We start from the raw sequence: 21976 nt of genomic DNA, 5'->3' as shown, positions 1-21976 counted from the left end.
GAACGACGTCGCTGCCCGTTGGAGTGGGGCCAACGAAAGGGAGGCCACGCATTACCGCGACCCCTCTTCCTGACTCGAACCTGCATGAGTATCGATTCTGAGGCGTCAAAGAAGCTGCCGTCACGCCAAGGGGGATGCGGGGTAGCACGCCGCTCGAATGCGAGCCCGAAGTGGCGAGGAGAGCGATGTCGACGTCGCCGGTGCCCTGCTGATTGTCGGCCATCGCGGTGCCGGCGACGCCGAGCAGGAGAAATCCTTCCGCAACTCCGGCGGCGCCGCGGATGCGGAGGGAGCGGATGTTCATTACACCTGTTCTCTGTTCCGCGGTCTGCATCATCGCGGACACGCTCGTGAAGGAAGCCCGCCCGGGCTGGAGGAAGGGGGTTTCCGGCCCGGGCGGGCGGTCAGGGCGAGGAGCGACACGTCGCAGCCTCGGATCGGTGGGCGGGGGGCGCAGCGCTGATAGCGGCTGTGCCCCCGTCGTGTCAGCAGGTGCGGGCGGGGTATGCGGTCGTCGACGTCGTGGTCACGGTCTCACCCGAGACGACGCCGGTGCCGGTGATGGTCACCTGGCCGGCGGGTATCGTGGTTAGGCGGGTCGTGAAGGCGGAGCTCGTGTTCGAGCCCGGCTTCACGGCGGCCGTTGTCTTCGAGCCATAGGCGCTGTTGACCGTCACATCGACGTTCGAGGCGCTGCCATTGGAAACGATGGTCGTGAGGACTACCTTGCCCGCGACGCAACGGCTCGTGGCCGTCGTGGTCAGGGGGAGGGTCGCCGGATCGCGCACTGTCATGGTGTCCCAGACCAGCGGGCCGCTGTCGAAGGCGACAGCGATGCGTGCCGTCGTTCCTCCGGTGAGCGAGGCGGGCAGCGTAATGCTGCCGCGCTGCGAGGAGTCGAACGCGACGACTCCGAGATCGGTCACGGCGTCGCCGACGAGCGCGTACGCGTGCCCGTCCACTCCGGCGTGCCGAGCGGTGCCGGCTCGGTTCGTCGCGGTCGCGTCGAGCGCGACGGCGGCTCCCGGTGCGACCTGGTCGGTGCCGATCAGGCGCTCCGACCGGGTGGCGGTGGTCAGAGCGGAGGCGGTGGGCGCCAGCTGGACGAGTGTCCAGTCCTGCGAGCCGTCGGTCGCCGACGGCTGCAGCGTGACGGGCGAGCTCGCGCTCGCTCCGGAGAGGTAGAGCGAGGTGTTGCGCGTCGACTGGAATCGCACGGAACCGTCGGTGGCGGGCACCAGGTTCCAGAGCCCCGGAGCGGTGTTGTCGACCCACAGGCCGAGGCGCTGACCCGAGGAGGCGCCGCCGCCCCAGATCGCCGCTTCGCGACCGCCGGCCTTGTTGAGCAGCGTGTAAGCGCCTCCGGACTTCTCGGTGAGGTGCCAGTACTGCGAGTCGCCGACCGCGGCGGACGCCGCTTCGGAGGCGACACTCGGCGTGTCGGCGTTGCCGATGTTGTCGTCGTTGTCGTTGCCGCCGGTGCCGAGGATCTGACCGGTCTTGCGGTTGACGAGCTGGTAGTAGGCGCCCTGCGAGTCGCCGAGGTCGACCTCGCCGTGGCGGATGGTCGCCTGCGTGCCCGGTCCGCCCCAGGTGGCCTGGAGGATCACGACGCGACCGGTGCCCTGTACGTACTGCAGGTTGCGGCTGTAGCCGCCGCCGAGCGGGGTCTGGTACTCGGTCCATGCGCCGTCGCTGCGGCCGCTCTCGTTGACCCAGATGTTGCCGCTGTTCGAGCCGTTGTACAGGATGCGTCCGTCGGGCAGTGTCACGAGGACGGGGCTGCCGCCGCGGGCGTGGACACGGGAGCCGGGAGCCTTGGGCAGTGCGGAGATGTTCTGGCCGTCCGGGTCGCCGTCGGCGAAGAACCGCAGCGGGTCGTCGGCGACCTTGTACCGGACATCGTCGCCTCCGCCGAAGTACTCGAAGGTGAGGAACCACTTGCCGTCGGTGGTCGGTGCGACGGTCGTCATGCCGGGCCGGCCGCCTCCGATCTGCGTCTTGCCGTTGCCGCGGTCCTCGGTGAAGCCGGCGGCATCGACGGTGATCGGGCCCCAGCTCGAGGAGGCGCGGCCGTCCCAGGTGCGGTGCGCGAGGATCTGCCCGATCGAGTCGGGTGCGGTCGCGTTGGCGGGGTCGGGGATCGCGACTCCGGTCGTGGCGTCGAAGCCGAGGTAGTCGTTCTCGTCGGAGTAGAAGACGACGAGCTTCCCGTCGCGCACGATGAGGTGCGGCTCCCAGACCGGGTCGACCTGGCGGTTCGTGTTCGCGGTCGCGATGTTCTGGCCCTTGGCGCCGGCGCTGCCACCCTGCCAGCCTCCTGCGGCGACGATGCTGCGGATCGACCAGGTGGCGCCCTCGTCGGTGCTCGCGTAGAGGGCGATGCCGACGTCGCGCCGGTCGCCGTCGTTGTTCGGCAGCCAGTTCGGGTCGGCGGCCTTCTGCTCCCGGTAGTACTCGTCCTCGCCCGAGACGACGGTCGCGAGGAGGAGGGTGCCCGCGGCCAGATCGCCGACGGCCTGGGGCAGGACGTAGAGGTAGGGGTTGGTCCAGTTGCTGGTGTACTCCGCGTACTGCGGGTCGGAGGAGAGGGAGGCCGGCGCTCCGACCCGCGAGAGCGGCTGCCACGAGTCCCCGTCGTCGTCGCTCGAGTAGACGGGCATGTCCTGCCCTGCTGCGCCTCCGGAGGGCGCGACGATCGACTCCTCGAAGGCGGCGACGATCCGGCCGCTGGGGAGCTGTGCCGACTTGGGGTAGATGGCGCAGTTGCCTCGGCCCTTGAGGCAGGGCTGGTTCGGGTCGAGCTGGTAGACGATCCCGCTCTGCGGCACGTACGCCTGGGCGGTGAGTGCGGAACCGCCGAGCATCGCCACCGCGAGGGTGAAGACTCCGAGCGCGCGGCCCGCCGTTCGGCCGAGGGGCCGTCGTTCCTTCATGAACATCGTTGTTCTCTCCTGAGATCTCTGGGGGGGAAGGAGGGGAAGGGCCCGGGCGGTCGGCCGCCCGGGCCCCGGGGTCGTGCTACTCATTGACCGAGAAGCCCTGCGAGTCGCCGTAGGTGACGAGGTTGTCCTGCCAGTCCTTCAGCCCCTCGTTGAGGTCGGTGCCGTTGGCGTAGGCCTGGCCGACGGTGTCGGGGAAGACGCTGTTGGCGTAGACCTGGAACGGCAGGTACTCGAAGCCCTCGACGACGTTCTTCGAGGCGTCGACGAGGACCTTGTTGATCTCCTGGCCGCCGAAGTACTCGGGCGTGGCGTTCAGGAAGTCGTCGGCCTCGAGCTGGGCGGTCGTGGAGGGGAAGCCTCCGGTGCCGAGGAAGACGTCGATGCTCTCGTCGGAGCTGTTGAGCCAGCGGAGGAACGCGGCCGCGAGAGCCGGGTTCTCGGACTGCTTGATGACCGACTGGGCGCTGCCGCCGTTCTCGGCGGTCGCGGCGGAGCCGTCGTAGCTGGGCAGCGGAGCGACGCGCCAGTCACCGGCACCGTCGGGGACGGAGTTCTCGAGGATCCCGGGCATCCAGGCGCCGGTGATCAGTGTCGCGATCGAGTCGTTGCCGAGGGCGGTGAACCACTCGTCCGACCACGTGGGGATGGGCGAGAGCAGGCCGGGCTCGAGGAGCTGGTTCCAGGTGTCGGCCCACTTCTGCGTGCCCTCGTCCTGCAGATCGATGGCGATGTCGGTGCCGTCGGTCGTGAAGGGCGTGCCGCCGGCCTGCCAGATCAGAGGGTCGGCGAAGCCGGGGTCGCCGGCGTCGTTGGTGATGAACTTCGACGGGTCGGCCGAGTGCAGCTTCTGCGCCTCCTGGATGTACTCGTCCCAGGTGGTCGGGACGGCGAGGCCGTACTGGTCGAAGACCGTCTTGTTGTAGAGCATGACCATGGGGCCGGAGTCCTGCGGGAGGCCGTAGAGGCCGCCGTTGAGGTTCACGGCGCCCCAGGTGGAGGCGGTGTAGGAGTCCTCGAGGTCGCCCATCCCGTAGGGGGTGAGGTCGAGCAGGCCGTCCGAGAGGGCGAACTGCTGCATGGCGTAGTACTCGATCTGGGCGACGTCGGGCGCGCCGGAACCGGCCTTGATGGAGTTCTGCAGCTTGGTGTACTCGTCGGTCGCGGTGCCGGCGTTGACGACCTCGACGTCGACGTTCGGGTACTCCTTCATGAACGCCTCGGCCTGCGCCTCGCCCGAGGGGGTCCAGGTCCAGTACGTCAGGCTGCCGCCCTTCTCGAGTGCTGCGTCGAGGTCGTCGGCCGATCCTGCGGCGCTCGAGCCGGAGCCCGAGCTGCACGCGACGAGGGACATCGCGGCGAGACCGGTGACGACGAGGCCCGCGACAGTGCGGGCACGCCGCGCGCCTCTGCGGAGGTTGAACATGGGTGTTCCTTTCACTTCGTTGTGGTGATGCAGGGGTGAGGAGGGAGAAGAGTCAGCCCTTGACGCTGCCGGCGCTCAGGCCGGACTGCCAGAAGCGCTGGAGGACGAGGAAGATCAGGACGATCGGGATGATCGTGATGAGGGAGCCGGTGATGACGAGGTTGTAGATGGGGTCGGCCGAGACCCCGCTCGCCTGCGAGCTCCACTGGTTGAGGCCGACGGTGAGCGGGTACCACTGGGGGTCGCTCAGCATGATCAGCGGCAGGAAGTAGTTGTTCCAGGTCGCGACCACCGAGAAGAGCGCGACCGTCACGACTCCGGGGGTGAGCAGCTTGAGAGAGATGGTGAAGAAGGTGCGCATCTCGCTCGCGCCGTCCAGTCGCGCCGCCTCGAGCAGCTCGGTGGGCACCGAGTCGATCGTGTAGACCCAGACCAGATAGAGCCCGAACGGCGTGATCAGCGACGGGATGATGATCGACCACGGGGTGTTGGTCAGGCCCAGCTGGCTGAACAGCAGGAACGTCGGGACGGCCAGCGCGGTGCCGGGCACAGCGACTGCACCGAGGACGACCGCGAAGTACGCGCGGCGTCCCGGGAAGCGGAACTTGGCCAGGCCGTAGCCGCCGAGGGTCGCGAGGAGGGTCGCACCGCCGGCGCCGACGACGACGTAGAGGAGCGTGTTCCCGAGCCAGCGGAGGAAGATCCCGTCGTCGTAGCGGAAGGTCTCGATCATGTTGTCGACCAGCGCGAAGCTGTTGCCGAACCCGAGGCCGAACGTGCTGAAGAGGTCCGCCTGCGTCTTCGACGCGTTGATGACGAGCCAGAGCAGCGGGATGACGGCGTAGAGAAGGAACAGGATCATGACGATCGTCAGCGCGATCGACTTGCGGGGGCGGCTGATCGTCGATGCCCGTCGCGCGCTCGGGTTCACCGTGCGAAGAGTGGTGATGCTCACAGGTCGTCCTTTCGGCTGCCGCGCAGCTGCACGACGTAGGCGATCACGGCGGTGATCACGCCCATCACGATCGCGACTGTCGCCGCGGTGTTGAACTGCTGGCCTGCGAACGAGAGGTTGTAGGCGTACATGTTCGGGGTGAAGTAGGACGAGATCACGTTCTCGGCGAGGGGCTTCAGGACGTTGGGTTCGTTGAAGAGCTGGAAGCTGCCGATGATCGAGAAGATGGTCGCGATGACGATCGCTCCCCGGGCGGCCGGCAGCTTGATCGCCCGGATCACCTGGAAGCCGCGGGCGCCGTCGAGCTCGGCCGCCTCGTACAGCTCGGTGGGGATCGTCTTCAGCGCCGAATAGAAGATCAGCATGTTGTAGCCGATGTACTGCCAGGTCACGATGTTGCCGATCGATGCGAGGATCCACGACGCCGTCAGCGGCCTCAGCACGTCCGACCCCAGGAAGTCGTTGATGTTCGCGGTCAGGCCGAAGTTGTTCCCGTAGAGGAACCCCCAGATCAGCACCGCGACGACCGCGGGCACGGCGTACGGGAGGAACAGCATCATCCGGAACAGGCCCGCCCCGTAGAGGCGGACGCTGTCGATGGCGAGGGCGGCGACGAGTGCGAGCACGAGCATGATCGGGACCTGCACCAGCAGGAACAGCACGACGCGCAGGAACCCGTCCCAGAACTGCGGGTCGCTCAGCACGGCGATGTAGTTGTCGACGCCGACGAAGGAGTTGCCGCCGATGATTCGGTTCTGGAAGAGGCTCAGCCAGAGCGCGTAGACGAGCGGGGCGATGAAGACCAGCACGAACACGAGGGCGAACGGCCCGGTGAACTGCCAGCCCGTCCAGTCGCGCCTGGCACGCGTGGGGGTGGCTCGCACTGGAGTGGAGTCGGGCGCGACGGTGGGTCTGCGCTCTGCGAGCTCCTGAATGGTCACCACTGGTGCGCCTCCTCGGCGTCGATGCGGAGGACGCGCACGTCCCAGGGACCGAGGCGCAGCTCGGCGGCGGCGGGGAACGCCTCACCCGAGAACGCGTCGGTGGCCGGGGCGGCGAGCGTCACGCAGCGCTCGTTCCAGCCCCAGTTGAAGGCGAAGTGGAACCGCGCGCCGGAGGCGGTGCCGGAGGTGACCGTCACGGACCCGTCGGTCGCGACGACTCCGGCTGCGACCCTCTCGCCGAGAACCCACGAGAGGATGTCGGCGGCGAAGGCGGGGTTGGGGATCGTGCCGACGACCGTGATGTCGCCGGAGCCGCAGCGGCTTGTGGTTACGGCGGGGAACCGCCCGAAACGTGGGTGCGTGTACCCCGCCAGCTCGGTGGCGCCCTCGGGCCGGAGGCCGTCGACCCAGAGCGTTCCGCGCGCCTCTGCGGACACCGTGAAGTCTGAACCTCCCGTCACGCCGAGCGGCGCTTCCAGGTTGGAGAACTCTTCGTAGCTGACGCCGGCAGCGCCGGTCAGACGGGCGGGAGCGACCTCGATGCGGGCGCGCGCCTCCTCATCCGCGTAGACGCTGCGGGGTCCGAGGACGAGGTGCCCGCCGTGGGCGGCGTACTCGCGCAGCAGCTCGAGGTCTTCGTCGGTGCTGATGTAGAGGCCGGCCGCGATCACGACGGGGAATCGCTTCGCGAGCTCCGCGGCGCCGAGGTCGCGCGCCTGCTCGACGTGCAGGATCCGCGCCTGACGCCCGGAGTCGATCACACCGCGGTAGAAGGAGTCGACGATGCACTCGTAGGACTCCTCGTCGGGGCGGCCGTCACGGGGGAAGGGCGGCATGAACTGCATCGCGTAGCGGCTCGGCGTGGACCAGAGCACGGCCGCGTCGGCATCGGGGACGAAGCCCTCGAGCGCGCCGCCGAGGCTCTTCAGCTCGGCGCCGATCGCTGCGACCTCGTCGTAGACGCGACCGGGGACGAGGCTGTGCGGCAGCACACCCCCCCAGTACGTCTCGGCGCCGAATGGGAGCGTGTGCCAGTGCCAGTACTCGATCATCGCCGCGCCGCGCGACACGAAGGCGATCGCGACCTGCTTCAGCTGGCCCGGGTACGGCGGGAAGTTCGCCTCCGCCGCGTCGATGGCCTGCGCGTTGGTCTCGGTGACGAGGTAGCGCTGCTGCTTTGAGGAGTAGAGACGGTCGGCCTGCCGGAACAGGCCGGCAACTCCGGAGGTGGTCCAGTAGTTCGGGTGCTCCCGGTCGACGCCGGCGTCGAGATGGTCCTGCATCCCGTAGTACGGATTGCCGGAGCCGATGTCGAGCGCCTCGAAGACGGTGCGGTCGTCGACGCCCCGGCGGGGGTACTGGAGGCACGTGGTCACGAACTGCGCCGGGGTCGAGTACTCGCGTACGATGTCGGCCAGCCAGGCGATGAAATCGGTTGTGACCTGCGCCTGGTAGCGGCGCCAGGCGAGGTCGTACTGCGGGAACGTGTTGCCGTCCGGGCGCCACAGCTCGCTCCAGTCGTCGATCCGGTGCGACCAGTAGGTGAGGCCCCACTCGCGGTTCAGCGTCTCGACGTCGCCGTACTGCTCGCGCAGGCTCCGGATGAAGCCGGTGAAGACGCCGTGGTTGTGCAGCAGCTCGAGTCCGGGCTCGTTGTCGACCTGATAGCCGATGATCGCCGGGTGTGAGGCGTAGCGGCCGATGACCGCGCGGATCACGCGCTCGGCGTGGAACCGGAACGCGGGGTGGGAGTAGTCGACCTCCTGGCGGGCACCCCAGGCGATCTTCTCGCCGGTTCGCCGCTCCCCCGCGATCTCCGGGTAGGCGGTCTGCAGCCACGGCGGCACCGCGTAAGTCGGCGTGCCGAGGACGACGCGGATACCGCGCTCGTGCGCCTCGTCGAGGACCCGTTGCATCCACTCCAGCTCGAAGTGCCCCGACCACGGCTCCCAGGTCGACCATACGGACTCGCCGACCCGGATGACCGTGATGCCGGCCGCGACCATCAGGTCGAGATCCTCGACCAGACGATCCGTCACGTGGTACTCGGGGTAGTAGGCCATGCCGAAGAGGATCTCGGCGGGCAGGGAGGGCGTCGATGCGCTCACGGGGGCACTCCATCGTGGTTTGCGCCGAACTGTTCTCGATAACAGTTGGCGAAAGCGATTGTTATCGATAAAAATAGAAAGCGCAAGTGACGACGGGGGGGGCGATGTGACGACAGCGTTCGAGAGCGCGCCCGCCGAGCCGACCGACAAGGTCGCCACGATCTACGACGTCGCCCGGGTCGCAGGAGTCTCGCACCAGTCGGTGAGCCGCTACATGCGCGGACTTGACATGCGCCCCTCGACCACGGCGAAAATTCAGAAGGCGCTCGAGACCGTTCACTACCGGCCGAACCTCACCGCGCGAGCGCTGATCTCTGGGCGCGCGACCCGCATCGGGGCGCTCACCCACGAGGTGAACCAGGTGGGGCCCAGCACGATCATCCGGGGAGCCACCGTTGCCGCCCGCGAGGCCGGGTACCTGCTCGATGTCATCACCCTCGACATGGGCGACGTCGACGAGCTCAGCGACGCGCTGCAGCTGCTGACCCGGTACGAGCTCGCCGGCATCCTCGCCTTCGCCTCGACCGACAGCACACGCGCCGTCTTCGAGCAGACCGATTTCCGCGTGCCCGTCGTCATCGCTGCCGAGGCCGAGCAGACCGGCCTCCCCGCGGACCCCGAGCACCGCGGCATCGAGGAGCTCGTCGACCACCTCGTCGGGCTAGGCCACCGGCGCTTCCTGCACATCGCCGGCCCGGAGACGTGGTCGGCCGCACGCAACCGACTCCGCGCCATCAACGCTGAGCTCCGGCGCCATAGCCTGCCCGCGGCCGACGTCGTGCATGGCGACTGGTCGGCCCGCTCGGGATACGACACCGTGATCGCCCTACCCGATGACCGCATCCCCACCGCGATCGTCGCCGCCAACGACCAGATGGCGCTCGGAGCCGTCCGCGCGCTCGGTCGCCGCGGTCTCGGGGTTCCCACCGACGTGAGCGTCAGCGGCGTCGACGACACCCCCGAAGCCGCCTACTTCTCGCCCGCACTCACCACCATCCGCCTAGACTTCGCCACTCAGGGCCGCGCCGCCCTTCGAGCCCTCCTCGCTCGAATCGACGGTAAGACGGCAACCGTTCCATCGGATGGGCCGAGCGCGACTCTCGTCGTGCGGGAATCCACAGGACCCGCGCGCAGAACCGCGATTCCTGCCGGGTGATAGACGGCAGCGTTCGCGTCCGTCTCTCGGAGCTGCTCGGGCGTCCTGAGCGTCAGGTGTCCGCGCCGCCCCCGCGCCGTCATCACCAAAACGCGAGCTGCACTCATGAAGGAGCGCCGGAGCTAGGGTGCGTCTTTGCCTCCGGCTGGGAATGAAAAGACGTTTCGGCCTGCGCCCAAGCATCGGGAGCGGTCGCGGCCTACCAACAGAGACCGAGCTTTGTTGTCCGTGCCTCCACGGGTCAAACCTCGAGGGCGCCTTGTGGTCTGCAGCGCGGCCGGCTGGCTCAGGTGCACATAGAATCGAGGACGAAGCGTGATCGGCGTCGGCGGCCAGTCTAAAAATTTGATCGCACGTAGCCTGCGCTTCGCAGCGTGATACGGCTAGTTGGGCGTACACCCATCAACCTGGGACCGTAGCGGTGACTACCGCGGAAGTGTCCTTGGCGTCGAGCTCACAGGTGCGGACTAGCCGACTGAAGGAAGCGGAGAACAGTGACGGGCATCACCGCCAGCAACAAGAAGAGCCTTGTCTTGGTCTCGGGGAGGGCGCATCCGGCACTGGCGGAGGCTGTCGCCGCCGAGCTCGGCACCGAGCTGGTCCCAACCGAGGGGCGCACTTTCTCCGGAGGCGAGCTGTACGTGCGCTACGGCGACAGCGTCCGCGGAGGCGACGTGTTCGTCATGCAGTCGCACACCTCGCCGATCAACGAGTGGCTCATGGAGCAGCTCATCATGGTCGACGCCCTCAAGCGCGCCTCGGCCAAGCGCATCACCGTCGTCGCGCCGTTCTACCCCTACGCCCGGCAGGACAAGAAGGGCCGCGGCCGCGAGCCGATCTCGGCCCGCCTCGTCGCCGACCTCTTCAAGGCCGCCGGAGCCGACCGCATAATGTCGGTCGACCTGCACGCCGCGCAGATCCAGGGCTTTTTCGACGGCCCCGTCGACCACCTCTTCGCGATGCCCGTCCTGCTCGAGCACTTCCGCAAGAGGCTCGACCCTAAGACCCTGACCGTCGTCTCGCCCGACATGGGCCGCGTCCGCGTCGCCGACATCTGGAGCGACAAGCTCGGCGTGCCGCTCGCGATCATCCACAAGCGCCGCGACCCCGGAGTGGCTAACCACGTTTCTATTCACGAGATTGTCGGAGACGTCAACGGCCGCGTGTGCCTGCTCGTCGACGACATGATTGACACGGGACGCACGATCGCTAAGGGTGCTGAGGCGCTCAAGAATGCCGGAGCAATTGGGGTCGTGGTCGCCGCGACCCACGCGATTTTCTCGGAGCCGGCACGCGAGCTTCTTAGCTCCGAGTTCATCGACTCCGTTGTCGTTACCGATACGCTGCCGCTGCCCGATGAGAAGAAGTGGGACCGTCTCACCATCTTGCCGATCGCACCGTTGTTGGCGCGCGCGATCCATGAGGTGTTCGAGGACGGGTCCGTCACCTCGATGTTCGATGGTGACGCATAGCCAGCACGCAGTTCTAGAGCGGGCGTGACCGTCGGAGATGGGCTGATCGCATTGGAGTGTTCAGGGGAGCCGAGCAAGGCATTCGAGCTTGCCGGTGCGTGCATCGCGTCTGCTCAGATCGGAACGATCGGCTTGCCTACCGGATGGACGACTTCAAATACTCGACTTGTGAGGTTCCAGCGGAGGCCGCAGTTGATCTGGTCGCTTCGCAGTCGATCGACCGGGCCTTGGCGTGATTCGATGGGGTCGGCACGAATAGTCCTAGCAGCAGGGCATTCCTTGTTTTGCGCGCCGATCGCCGCGGCTGAGAGACGGCGCCTCTTCGGGTGAGGCACCGCCCTTACCTCGGACTGCACCGTCCTGCAATCTTCGAAGCGGACGTCCGATCGGTTTGGTCTGTCTTCTGCATCGCACACGAGGATCGGAGTGAATGAACGGGCAAGTGCGAGATTCACCGGCGCGGGTTGAAGCGACCCAATGGGTGAGAACACCTGGGATCGGGCTCTACGGATTCGCCGGTCCCGGCGGCGCCGCGACCTCGGACGCGAGGCGTAGCACCGTACCGGTCAGTGCAGGTGGCTTCCGCCGTTGATGTCGATTGTGGTGCCCGTCAGGTAAGCCGCGCCGTCGGAGGAGAGGAACGCGATGACCGCGGCGACCTCGTCGACCGACGCGGTGCGGCCGAGTGGGATCGCGTCCACGATCGCCTGTTCCTGCTCCGGAGTTGATCCGACGCGGATGGCGGTGTCGACCGCGCCCGGAGCGATGGCGTTGATGGTCACTCCGCTGTCTCCGAGTTCGCGAGCGAGTGCTTTGGTGAAGCCGACGACGGCGGCTTTCGCCGCGGAGTAGGGCACCTTGCCGAAGACGCCCCCTCCGCGTTGCGCGGAAACCGAGGACATGGTAATAATGCGCCCCCAACCGGTAGCGAGCATGTCAGGCAGGAAGGCTCTCGTGACGAGGTAGGTGCCGGTCGCGTTGACGGCGAGGACCGTGTTCCACAGCTGAAGGGTCGTCTCGAGGAATGGCACGGGCGAGGTGATGCCGGCGATGTTCGCCAACGCGCCGACAGGGGCGAGTCGGTCCGCTGCGACCTCGGCCGCGACGGCAGCGTGCGCTGATGCCACGGATCGCTCGTCTGCGACGTCGATGCGCGTGCCGAATGCCGAGACACCGTATTCGTCGGCGATGTCGAGAGCTGTGACGCCGGCGAGGGTGGCATCGAGGTCGAGGATGACGACGTCCCAGCCGTCGCGGGCGTAACGGCGGGCTGTGGCGAGGCCGATCCCCTGCGGCGAAGTCGCTCCGGTGACGACGGCGGTGCGAGTGCTCATATGTTCCTCCTGGGAGTATTTGCGCCCCCGGCAGTCGAGCGGCGAGATCAGTCGCCGAGCTCGTCGACGACGACACCGCAACGATATTCCCGCTGCTGTCGACAGTCAACAATTAGTCGTTGACAGGAATGCAGGGACCGCGCACACTGGTCCGCAGTCGTCTAGAGCGACGATCAACGAGGATGGAAGGTGTTCGATGAGCAACGACGCTCTGCAGATGCGCGGACCCGTGCACGGAACGAAAGACGTCAAGCGGGTGGCCGTCGGCTCCAGCGTGGGCGCGGTCATTGAGACCTACGACTTCATCGGCTTCGGCACCGCCGCGGCCCTCTACTTCGGAACCGTGTTCTTCCCAGGTACCGATCCCGTGACCGGGACCCTTTTCTCCTTCGCCACCCTCGGGGTCGGCTTCGCCGCTCGCCCGATCGGCGGAATCATCGGCGGGCATCTCGGGGACAAGGTCGGCCGCAAGCCGGTCCTCGTCACCTCGTTGATCGTCATGGGCCTGGCCACATTCCTCATTGGTCTGCTGCCGACCTACGAGAGCGTCGGCGTCCTCGCGCCGATCCTGCTCGTCGTCGTCCGCATCGTGCAGGGACTCGCCTTCGGAGCCGAGTGGGGCGGCGCGATTCTCATGACCTACGAGCACGCGCCATGGACGCGAAAGGGCTTCTTCACCGGACTCGTGCAGGCCGGATTCCCCGTCGGTCTACTCCTCGCGAACCTCGTCTTCCTGTCCAGCGGCGCCCTCCCGGGCGACTGGGCCTGGCGCGTCCCGTTCCTGGCCAGCATCGTCCTGGTCGCCGTCGGCCTGATCATCCGCTCCAAGGTGCCGGAGTCCCCCGTATTCGAAGACGTCAAAACGGCCGGCATCATCGTCAAGTCCCCGATCACCCGGGTCATCCGAGACGACTGGCGCAACATCGTGCGCGGCATCGGGCTACGGATCGCCGAGACGGCCGGCTACGCCGTTGCGATCACCTACATGATCAGCTACCTCAACACCACTGAGCTCGCCGACCGCACCGAAACGCTCACGGCACTATGCATCGCTGCTGCCCTCGGAGTCTTCGCCACTCCGTTTTGGGGAGCACTCACTGACCGTGTCGGTCGACGGCCGGTCTACCTCTGGTCGACCGCGTTCGCCGTGCTCTTCGGCGTCCCCATGTTCCTCCTGGTGAACACCGGATCGTTCCTCTTGATCATCATCACCTTCGCCGTGGCGTACGGAATCTGCCAGAACTCCCTCGCCGGCGTGCAAGGCGCTTGGTTCCCCGAACTGTTCCAGGCACAGACCCGCTCCTCCGGCGCATCGCTCGCCTACCAGATCTCCGCGATGGTCTCCGGTTTCACTCCCTTCGTCACCACGCTGCTCTTCCTCTCCTACGGCTGGGTGGGCCCGGCCCTCCTCTTCAGCGGGTACGCCGCGATCGGCCTGGTTGCCGCCTTCCTCACGAGGGACACGTGGGGCCCACGCGAGAGACGCCTCGCCGCCGAGGCTGCCGCCACCACTCCGCAGACCGTCTCCCTCTGATGCATCGCCTTCGAAAGGACCCGTCATGACCTCCCTCCCGGACACCGTCACCAGCGAAGCACCGGACACCGCAACCGCTCTCGCTGAGCCGATGACCGCGCTCGAGCGGGTGCGCCGGATCGATGACGCGGCCTACCGCATCCGCCATCACATCCTCGACATGGGCGAGGTCCAGGGCCAGGGCTATGTCGGCCAGGGCCTCGGTGCCGCCGATCTCCTCGCCACCGTCTACACCGACCAGCTCCGCTACCGTGCCGAGGACCCGGAGTGGGACGACCGCGACCGATTCCTCCTCTCGACCGGGCACTACGCGATCGGGCACTATGCCGCCCTCGCCGAGGTGGGAATCATCGCGGTCGACGAACTCGTCACCTACGGATCCGACGACTCGCGCCTTCCGATGTCGGGGATGGCGACCTACACGCCGGGCATGGAGATCTCCGGTGGCTCCCTCGGTCACGGCCTCGGAGTCGCCGTCGGCATGGCCCTCGGCCTGCGCCTGCGCGGCAACAACGCCCGAGTGATCAACTTCCTCTCCGACGGCGAGATCGACGAAGGCTCTACGTGGGAGGCTGCGATGTCGGCCCACCACCACCAGCTCGGCTCCATCATCGCCACCGTCGACGTCAACGCCCTCCAGGCCGATGGAAAGACCGACACCGTGCTGCGCACTGAGCCCCTCGTCGCGAAGTGGGAAGCCTTCGGCTGGTTCGCGCAGCGCGTCGACGGCAATGACACCACCGCACTGCAATCCGCCTTCGAGGAGGCATCTCGGCGTTCCTCGCCCATCGGAGTACCCGCAGTGATCCTCTGCGACACGAGAGTGGGACGCGGAGTGCCGCTGCTGGAGAACCGCGAGAAGGCGCACTTCATGCGCATCGACGAGAACGAATGGCAGATCTGCCGCGACCAGCTGACCGCGGCCCGCGAAGGGAACGCAGCATGAACACCACCACCCCCGCCCCCAAGCTCAAGACGTCGGCGATGATCGCGTCGTTCGCGGATCCCGGCCAGAAGACCGCCTCGGCGCCCTTCGGCCATGCCCTCGCGGCGTTGGCCGAAACGGATCAGCGGATCGTCGGCCTCACCGCCGACCTCGGCAAGTACACCGACATGCACGTGTTCCAGCATGCGCACCCCGATCGCTTCTTCCAGATGGGAATGGCCGAGCAGGTACTGTTCGGTGCCGCCGCCGGACTCGCCGAGACGGGATTTGTGCCCTTCGCCTCGACGTACTCCGTCTTCGCCGCTCGACGCGCCTACGACTTCCTCTGCCTCGATATCGCCGAACCGAACCTCAACGTCAACATCGTCGGAGGCCTGCCAGGCTTGACTACTGGCTACGGTCCGAGTCACCAGGCGACGGAGGACATCGCGATCTTCCGCGGGATGCCGAACCTCACGATCGTCGACCCGTGCGATTCGACCGACATCGAGCAGGCAGTGCCGCAACTCGCTGCGAGCAGCGGCCCCTCCTACCTCCGGCTCCTGCGCGGGAAGGTCCCGACGGTGCTGGACGAGTACGACTACCGCTTTGAGCTCGGGAAGGCCAAGGTGCTTCGAGAGGGCGCCGACGTGGTCTTCGTCTCCAGCGGTCTGATGACGATGCGAGCCCTTCAGGCGGCGAAGGCCCTCGCCGCGCACAAGGTCGACGTCGCCGTCGTGCACTCCCCAACCATCAAGCCCTTCGACGCCGAGACCGTCGTCGCCCAACTCGACACTCCGCGTCTTGCCGTCACCCTCGAAAACCACTCCGTCGTCGGCGGCCTCTTCGAGACCGTCGCATCCGCCCTCGTGCAGCGCGGAGTCGGACGCCGCGTCGTACCGGTCGCGCTCCCGGATGCCTTCCTCGACGCCGGCGCCCTGCCCACCTTGCACGAGCGCTACGGGCTCACCACCGAGCGGATCGTCGTGAAGGTCCTGTCCGAGCTCGGCTGAACTCTGTCGCCTCGTAGACTCGGGGCGACCGTCGACATCTTCCTGTCGACACCGCATCGCAACCAGCGAGGACATGATGGCCGCTGATTTGACCGCTCTCCTGGGCCTCGAACGCACGAATCTCCGTCAACTCGCCCTCGGTGCGCTCCGTCGGGCCATCACCTCCGGTGAGATGACCCCCGGAACCCACCTCTCCGAGGTCGACCTCGCGCAGCGGCTGCAGATCAGTCGCGGCACGCTGCGCGAGGCGATGCGCGAGCTGCAGCAGCAAGGACTCATCACTAGCGGGCCCCGCGGCCGCATGCTCGTGCGCGTACTCACCCCGAAAGAGATCCACGACATCTTCATCGTCCGCGGCGCACTCGAGTCGCTCGCGGCACGACTAATCATCGAGGGCGAGCACCGCGAGACAGCTGTGCACCAGCTGCGCTCCGCTCTGTCCAGGATGGCGACCGCGACGGGTCTGGAACTCGAGGAACGGATCGAAGCAGACCTCGACTTCCATCGCACCCTCATCACCATCACCGAGAACGTCACGCTTCTCACTTCGTGGGAAGCGCTCGAAGGGTCGATTCGCATGTCGATTATGTATGGAGGATTTGAGCGGGCTACCGAGAACATGAGCGTGGACCGTCATCGGGAGATCGTCGATGCCATCGGCACTGTCGACGTCTCTCGTGCGCGGGAGACGATCATGGCGCACATGCGAACCGCATCGCGGAATCTGGTCCAGGCCGATTCGGACGCCATCTAGGTCGTTGTAGCAGCTGAGGGAGCTGTCGCTTCGCAACAGGCGTAGCCCACGAGGGGCAGTTAAGGCGCGCCGATCGGCGTCGACAACGACAAGCTATCTAATCAATCGGGTCGACGAACTTCCCCGCCGCGACGTCCCAGGAACGACCGGGAGCAACGATTGACAACCCATAGGAGCACTCGCGCACGGGCAGGGGTGACCGTTCCGCCGCTCAAGGTGGGGAACATTCGGAAGTTGATCTGCTTGACCACGTCTGACGCGATTGCTATTAGCGGGTCACCTTTCGGGACGCCGAGCTCTCGAGCTACTAGTCGGCGCATGAGACGGAACAGCACGCGGCCGACGAGGGTGCCTTGCATGTCCCCGAGAGCGGTGTCCAGGCCGAATCGTCCCGCCTGCGGGGCCTCGTTCGAAGGCAGTCTCCGTCCGAGGAGAGCCTCGAATCCGGCCCGTGTAAACGCGTCCGGGTTGACGTGCTCGTACGGGTTCGGCGCCTTGGAAGTCTGAGCATGCGGCGAGAAGCTCGCAATTTTGATCTCCACCGTCTGTCGGATGTCGCGCGATGATGCTCCGACGTGTACGTAGAACTGGCCCGGTTCGACCACCCAGCCCTGCGTCTCCACGTCCCAGTAGGCGAAGGCCCTGTTGTCGAGCTGGAAAGTGACGATCGAGTCCTCGTCGGGAGCGAGATGCACCTTCTCGAACGCACGCAATTCCTGAGCCGGTCGGTAGACGCTCGCCTTAGGATCCGAGACGTAGATCTGGACGACTTCGGAACCTGATCTCACGCCGACGTTCTTGATCGTCATGGTCAACGTCACCGAGAGGTCGGCCGAATCGACGGAGCCCGATTGCAGGAGGGTGGCCTCTCCCCACTGGAAGGTCGTGTACGAGAGACCGTGACCGAACGGGAAGGCGACCTCGACCTGGGCTGTGTCGAAATAGCGGTACCCGAGAAAGATGCCTTCCCGGTACTCGGTCTGCTTCGGTCCAGCCGGGAGACTGGACACTGGGTGGTCGGAATATCGGGCGGGGAAGCTCTCCGCCAGTCGGCCGCCGGGCTCCGAGACTCCGAGCAGAACGTCGGCTAGTGCCGAGCCGCCGGCCTGACCTCCCAGGTAGGCCTCGAGGATGGCAGGCACCTCGTCCCGCCACGGCATCTCCACCGGCGAGCCGTTCATCAGAACTACGACGGTTTGCGGGTTCGCGGCCATGACGGCGGCGACGAGTTCGTTGTGAGCTGGAGGTAGTTGCATGTGGCGTCGGTCAACGCCCTCGGATTCGAGAACCTCCGGAAGTCCGATGACCACGAGGGCGATGTTCGCCATGCTCGCCGCGTTCGCGGCGTCCGCGAGCATCGACGGCGTTGTGGTGCTCTCTGTTCGGTCGTATCCCGGGGAGTACGTGACATCTTTGGCTCCGACCGCGCAGCTGAGGACGTCGGCGAGGTCGTCCAGTCTGGTCGGCACGACGTTCGAACTCCCCGCCCCCTGATAACGAGGGGTTTTCGCGAACGCGCCGATCAGCGCAATGGTCTTGCCAGCGGCAAGGGGAAGCATGCCGCCGTCGTTCTTGAGAAGAACGGTGCCTTCCGCCGCTGCCCGTCGAGCGAGCCGATGGTGAGATTCGTGATCGATTACCGATGACATGGGGGCGGGCCGCTTCGCGAGATCGAGCACACGGCCCGCGGCCTCGTCGAGATGGGTAATCGCGATCTCGCCGCGTTCGAGGGCCGTGAGGATGCCTCGGGCGGGAAGGGGTCCCGGCATCGTCAGGTCAGTTCCCCCTCGTAGGGCGGCCACGCCGTCCCAAGCGGCTCCCCAGTCGGAGACGATCAGGCCGTGGTAGCCCCATTCCGCGCGCAAAAGGTCCTTGAGAAGCCAGGTGTTCTCTGTGCAGTGGATGCCGTTCAGCTTGCTGTAGGCCGCCATGATCGTGCGAGGCTTTTCGTCGATCACGGATCGTTCGAAGCTGGCGAGATAGAGCTCGCGGAGTGCCCTCTCGTCGACGTAGACATCGATTCCGTATCGGCGTTGCTCGGCGTTGTTCGCCGCGAAATGCTTCAATGATGCTCCCACGCCTGTGCTCTGCACCCCGCGTATCCACGCTGAAGCCATGCCGCTGGAAAGAGCCGGGTCCTCGGAGAAGTACTCGAAGTTGCGGCCCCCGAGAGGAGTTCGCTTGAGATTGGCTCCCGGGCCGAGTAGCACGTCGATCTCGGCGGCCGCAGCCTCGAGTCCGAGTGCTACGCCCACCTCCTGCATGAGCGCCGTATTCCAGCTGGAACCGAGCGTCACCGCCGTCGGGAAGCATGTGGCGGGCAGCGAATCGAACATCCCCAGCGAAGCTCCATCCACGTGTCGCCGAACCCCGTGAGGGCCATCGACGAGGCGCACCGAGCGGACGTTCAACCGCTCGATAGCGACGGTTTCGGAACCGCTCGCCCCGACGACGAGTGACACCTTCTCGTTCAGGGTCAGATCGGACACAAAGACGTCGTCGGCACCCGTGGTCCGCGATTCTGAAGAGGTGGAGGTCATATGCTTCAGCCTTTCAAGAGTCCAGCAGTAGGGGGAGGAGGGGGCGGAACGCGGCATCGGTCATTTCACAGATCGGATGGGTAGGAGGAGGAGGCCACCCACCACACAGAAGACGAGAGCGATGACGAAGACGGGAGAGAACCCCATCCCGGTCCCGACGGCCGCCGCGCCCGCGAGGGGTCCCAGTAGCTGACCGGCGTTAGTCGCCAGAGCGAGGAGCCCGAGGTCTTTGCCTCTCGAGTCCTCGGAGGGGAGGAGCTCACTGAGGAGCGCTGCGTCGACCGAGAAGAACATGCCGAGCCCGAGCCCAGCGATCCCGGTATAGACCAGGAATCCGAGCGGCTCCGGCACGAGCGCGGGTATGACGACACCGACCCCGATGATGATGGCGGACGCGACGGTCACCGCTTTGCGGCGGTGGATCAGGTCGGAGAGTGGACCCGCTGACAGCGCCCCGACTAGCGACCCGATGAGATTGACGACGGCAGCCGTGCCGAGCAGCTGAGCTGACTTCACTTCGTCAAGTCCGAGGTGCTCGCTGAGTACGAAGAATTGCAATGCGCCAACGGTGTAATAACCGAGGATGACTCCGAGGCGGCCGAAGAAGGCCCAGTAGAAGTCCGGCGCGTTGCGGGGGAAGCTGATCGATGCGAGCAGTGAAGAGCTCCGGCGGGTGACCGGCTCATCTCGATTCGAGAAGTCCGGAGCGCACGCGAGGTACGCGACCGTCAGGACGAGGGCGACGACAGCGAGCACCAGAAACGCTGCCCGGTGATCGGGTGCGAACGCGGATGCGGCCACTACTCCGACGGTACCGCCGATGAGAGTGCCAGCTCCCAAGGCGGTCGATACAACTCCCCTGCGGTGGCTGGGAACGCGATCAGGGATGACTGGCGTCAGAGCGCCCAAGACGATGTTGATGCCGACGGCCTGGAGCAGGAAGCCGGCCCCCAACGAGGGCACCGAGTCGGCGAAGGCGAGCAATATGGTTGCGCCAGCCGAGACCACGCCTCCGATCAGCACCCAGGGGTTTCGCTTGCCGAAGCGGCCACGTGTCCGATCCGAGATAGTGCCGAAGGTCAGGATCGACAAGAAGGACACGACGGCTGCCAAGGCGGCGAAGATAGCGAGCAGCGTCACCTTGTCCGACGGTGCCGCTTCCGCCAGCCGTGCCGGGAGCAGGGCTATCGACGTGCCCAACGAAGGGGCGAAGACGGCAACAGCCGCGAAGAAGATCCCGAAAGACAACCGAGCAAGGCCGGTTCGAGACCGGACGGCTCCTGGATTAGGGGTACCGGTGGGAACGTTGAGGAGGGGGGGCGGACATCATTATCCGTTCTTGAGGTGAAGACCTCAGCGCGCGCGAGAATCGTTGCCGACCACTTGGTCGGTAGCGTCACTTTAGACCGCAGGAGGGACACGTGCAACCACGGCCAGTTGCGCGCGACGAGCTACTCTGCGAACAAGCCATCAGCGAAGTCCGCCCAGAGTGCGAGGACGGGCGCGGTCTCGTCTCGGAGCCAGAGCAATTGCAACCCGTCGAGAAAAGCGATGATCCGCAGAGCCGCGCTCTCAGGGTTGGGGTGGATCAACGAGGCCACCTCAGTGATAGCGATCCGGAGGTTGGCGAGACGCTCCCCGAAGTACTGATGGGCCGGATGTGCGGGATCGAGCGACTCTGTCGCGAGCACGGTGAAGAGGCGGACGATCTCCGGTCGCTCGAAGTTTCGCGCGACCACCTGGTCCAAAAGCTCCCGTGCGGTCGCCCGATCGAGATCGGGAATGGCGAGAAGGTCGGCCGGAGAGGGATCGCCTTGATCGCGATACTTCAGCAGCTCGACGAGCAGGTTGTCCTTGGTGGGGAAATGATGAAGCACACCCGACTTCGCCATCCCTGCCGCGTCAGCCACGTCCTGCAGTGCTACCCCGTTGAAGCCGCGCTCGGAGAGGAGACGTGTTGCGATGTGGAGGATCTCCTCGCGTCGCGCCTCGGGGGCGAGTCGTCGTCGTCGAACGGGGGTCTGTGTCATTTCGTCTCCAAGACATTGTCGACGGGCCCACCATTGAACCTCGTCAAATTTCCCACGACTCGATCTCTCCCGTCGTCGTAGCGCCAGCGCGTGTAACGACGGGTTGCATGGTCGGGCTCTTGGGCCGCCGCCCGTCACCGGACGATCGGCCCGTCACCCGCCGACCGATCCACGGCTGCACGAGTTCCCTCCAGTAGACGCCGCTGGACCTGTGCCGCAACTCCTCTACGACCGGATCGAGCGTCTGCTGGACCTCGACGCCCAGGGCTGCGGGAATTTTTCGGGCAGCATGCAGGTGACCCGCGGTGTTCAAATGCAGCCTGTCTGGTGCCCAGAAGCGGAGGTCGTACAACGTTTCGTCGAACCAGTTGTCGACGACTGTTACGTTGTCCTTCCCATCCCACTTCTGGATGCCGAGAGCGAACCGGTCACCCCTTGTCTCGATGACGTGGCCGAGGGGAAGATGCCGCGTCATGTTCGCCACCGTCACGAACACAACATGGATGCCGCTCTCGACGGCTCGGTCGATGGCCACCTCCAGGCGTGCGAGGTTCGCGGTGATCGAGACCGTCGGCCGGATGATGTCGTTGTTGCCTCCGCTGATGCTCAAGAGCTCGGGTCGCAGTGTGATCGCGGGCTCGAGCTGTTCCGCGAGCAGAGGATCGAGGAGCTTGCCGCGGATGGCGAGGTTCGCGTGAGTGACGGTTGTCGTCGATGCGTGTACCAGACCGTGGGCGACGAGATCTGCCCAGCCTCGATGGGAGCCATCGGGCCGGTCGCCACCGAGCCCTTCGGCGAAGCTGTCCCCGATGGCCGCGTAGCTTGCGAAGGCCCTGCTCATGA

Annotated in this window: 16 protein-coding genes; 6 read left to right on the top strand and 10 right to left on the bottom strand. The window is 66.4% G+C overall.

Features of this window, described 5'->3' with window-relative positions:
• Positions 1 to 485: 485 nt before the first annotated feature.
• The 5 genes from C1I63_RS18330 to C1I63_RS18310 all read right to left on the bottom strand — a co-directional run bounded on the left by C1I63_RS18330 (position 486) and on the right by C1I63_RS18310 (position 8375).
• Positions 486 to 2936, bottom strand: coding sequence for an RICIN domain-containing protein (locus C1I63_RS18330; RefSeq protein ID WP_107576184.1), 2451 nt, complete (start codon positions 2934 to 2936; stop codon positions 486 to 488).
• An 85-nt stretch (positions 2937 to 3021) separates the two neighbouring features.
• On the bottom strand, positions 3022 to 4368 hold the full coding sequence (locus C1I63_RS18325; RefSeq protein ID WP_107576009.1) for an ABC transporter substrate-binding protein: 1347 nt from the start codon (positions 4366 to 4368) through the stop codon (positions 3022 to 3024).
• A 52-nt stretch (positions 4369 to 4420) separates the two neighbouring features.
• Positions 4421 to 5230, bottom strand: coding sequence for a carbohydrate ABC transporter permease (locus C1I63_RS18320; RefSeq protein WP_107576183.1), 810 nt, complete (start codon positions 5228 to 5230; stop codon positions 4421 to 4423).
• An 89-nt stretch (positions 5231 to 5319) separates the two neighbouring features.
• Positions 5320 to 6264, bottom strand: coding sequence for a carbohydrate ABC transporter permease (locus C1I63_RS18315; protein WP_425326995.1), 945 nt, complete (start codon positions 6262 to 6264; stop codon positions 5320 to 5322).
• Positions 6261 to 8375, bottom strand: a complete 2115-nt coding sequence (locus tag C1I63_RS18310) for a beta-galactosidase (RefSeq protein ID WP_244907266.1) — start codon at positions 8373 to 8375, stop codon at positions 6261 to 6263. The genes C1I63_RS18315 and C1I63_RS18310 overlap by 4 nt, the downstream gene beginning before the upstream one ends.
• A gap of 106 nt (positions 8376 to 8481) precedes the next feature.
• Between C1I63_RS18310 and C1I63_RS18305 the strand changes: the two genes are divergently transcribed.
• Together C1I63_RS18305 and C1I63_RS18300 are read left to right on the top strand one after the other, a co-directional pair.
• Positions 8482 to 9531 (top strand): LacI family DNA-binding transcriptional regulator, encoded by a 1050-nt coding sequence (locus C1I63_RS18305; RefSeq protein ID WP_159989428.1) that lies wholly within the window; start codon positions 8482 to 8484, stop codon positions 9529 to 9531.
• Positions 9532 to 10025: 494 nt separating this feature from the next.
• Complete coding sequence (locus C1I63_RS18300) at positions 10026 to 11003, top strand: ribose-phosphate diphosphokinase (protein WP_107576006.1); 978 nt, start codon at positions 10026 to 10028, stop codon at positions 11001 to 11003.
• Positions 11004 to 11569: 566 nt separating this feature from the next.
• On the opposite strand, the gene C1I63_RS18295 is transcribed toward C1I63_RS18300, so the two are convergent.
• On the bottom strand, positions 11570 to 12337 hold the full coding sequence (locus C1I63_RS18295; protein WP_107576005.1) for an SDR family NAD(P)-dependent oxidoreductase: 768 nt from the start codon (positions 12335 to 12337) through the stop codon (positions 11570 to 11572).
• Between the two features lie 196 nt (positions 12338 to 12533).
• Here C1I63_RS18295 and C1I63_RS18290 point away from each other — a divergent pair, with 196 nt between their 5' ends.
• The 4 genes from C1I63_RS18290 (at position 12534) to C1I63_RS18275 (ending at position 16563) form a co-directional block, all read left to right on the top strand.
• A complete protein-coding gene (locus C1I63_RS18290; protein ID WP_107576004.1) occupies positions 12534 to 13871 on the top strand; it encodes an MFS transporter in 1338 nt (445 codons plus the stop codon).
• Positions 13872 to 13896: 25 nt separating this feature from the next.
• The gene (locus tag C1I63_RS18285) at positions 13897 to 14817 is read left to right on the top strand and encodes a transketolase (protein ID WP_107576003.1); all 921 of its coding nucleotides are present in this window, start codon (positions 13897 to 13899) and stop codon (positions 14815 to 14817) included.
• Positions 14814 to 15809, top strand: coding sequence for a transketolase family protein (locus C1I63_RS18280; RefSeq protein WP_107576002.1), 996 nt, complete (start codon positions 14814 to 14816; stop codon positions 15807 to 15809). The genes C1I63_RS18285 and C1I63_RS18280 overlap by 4 nt, the downstream gene beginning before the upstream one ends.
• 76 nt (positions 15810 to 15885) lie before the next feature.
• Positions 15886 to 16563: a GntR family transcriptional regulator gene (locus tag C1I63_RS18275; RefSeq protein ID WP_107576001.1), complete on the top strand. Its 678-nt coding sequence runs from the start codon at positions 15886 to 15888 to the stop codon at positions 16561 to 16563.
• 101 nt (positions 16564 to 16664) lie between these two features.
• Here the strand turns inward: C1I63_RS18275 and C1I63_RS18270 are convergent, their stop codons facing one another.
• The 4 genes from C1I63_RS18270 to C1I63_RS18255 all read right to left on the bottom strand — a co-directional run bounded on the left by C1I63_RS18270 (position 16665) and on the right by C1I63_RS18255 (position 21974).
• A complete protein-coding gene (locus tag C1I63_RS18270) occupies positions 16665 to 19103 on the bottom strand; it encodes a beta-glucosidase (protein WP_159989427.1) in 2439 nt (812 codons plus the stop codon).
• A gap of 60 nt (positions 19104 to 19163) precedes the next feature.
• The gene (locus C1I63_RS18265) at positions 19164 to 20351 is read right to left on the bottom strand and encodes an MFS transporter (protein WP_107575999.1); all 1188 of its coding nucleotides are present in this window, start codon (positions 20349 to 20351) and stop codon (positions 19164 to 19166) included.
• Between the two features lie 203 nt (positions 20352 to 20554).
• Positions 20555 to 21133: a TetR/AcrR family transcriptional regulator gene (locus tag C1I63_RS18260; RefSeq protein WP_107575998.1), complete on the bottom strand. Its 579-nt coding sequence runs from the start codon at positions 21131 to 21133 to the stop codon at positions 20555 to 20557.
• 43 nt (positions 21134 to 21176) lie between these two features.
• The gene (locus tag C1I63_RS18255) at positions 21177 to 21974 is read right to left on the bottom strand and encodes an SGNH/GDSL hydrolase family protein (protein ID WP_204162185.1); all 798 of its coding nucleotides are present in this window, start codon (positions 21972 to 21974) and stop codon (positions 21177 to 21179) included.
• Positions 21975 to 21976: the final 2 nt, after the last annotated feature.

The sequence above is a fragment of the Rathayibacter caricis DSM 15933 genome (assembly GCF_003044275.1).
Lineage (GTDB): Bacteria > Actinomycetota > Actinomycetes > Actinomycetales > Microbacteriaceae > Rathayibacter > Rathayibacter caricis.
This window is presented reverse-complemented; position numbering and strand designations above follow the sequence as displayed.

Bases quoted from the DNA above. Each gene is read 5' to 3' on its own strand.
- C1I63_RS18275 (WP_107576001.1), top strand. From the start codon at position 15,886: ATGGCCGCTGATTTGACCGCTCTCCTGGGCCTCGAACGCACGAATCTC.
- C1I63_RS18320 (WP_107576183.1), bottom strand. From the start codon at position 5,230: ATGATCCTGTTCCTTCTCTACGCCGTCATCCCGCTGCTCTGGCTCGTC.
- C1I63_RS18260 (WP_107575998.1), bottom strand. From the start codon at position 21,133: ATGACACAGACCCCCGTTCGACGACGACGACTCGCCCCCGAGGCGCGA.
- C1I63_RS18285 (WP_107576003.1), top strand. From the start codon at position 13,897: ATGACCTCCCTCCCGGACACCGTCACCAGCGAAGCACCGGACACCGCA.
- C1I63_RS18255 (WP_204162185.1), bottom strand. From the start codon at position 21,974: ATGAGCAGGGCCTTCGCAAGCTACGCGGCCATCGGGGACAGCTTCGCC.
- C1I63_RS18325 (WP_107576009.1), bottom strand. From the start codon at position 4,368: ATGTTCAACCTCCGCAGAGGCGCGCGGCGTGCCCGCACTGTCGCGGGC.
- C1I63_RS18295 (WP_107576005.1), bottom strand. From the start codon at position 12,337: ATGAGCACTCGCACCGCCGTCGTCACCGGAGCGACTTCGCCGCAGGGG.
- C1I63_RS18330 (WP_107576184.1), bottom strand. From the start codon at position 2,936: ATGAAGGAACGACGGCCCCTCGGCCGAACGGCGGGCCGCGCGCTCGGA.
- C1I63_RS18270 (WP_159989427.1), bottom strand. From the start codon at position 19,103: ATGACCTCCACCTCTTCAGAATCGCGGACCACGGGTGCCGACGACGTC.
- C1I63_RS18290 (WP_107576004.1), top strand. From the start codon at position 12,534: ATGAGCAACGACGCTCTGCAGATGCGCGGACCCGTGCACGGAACGAAA.
- C1I63_RS18280 (WP_107576002.1), top strand. From the start codon at position 14,814: ATGAACACCACCACCCCCGCCCCCAAGCTCAAGACGTCGGCGATGATC.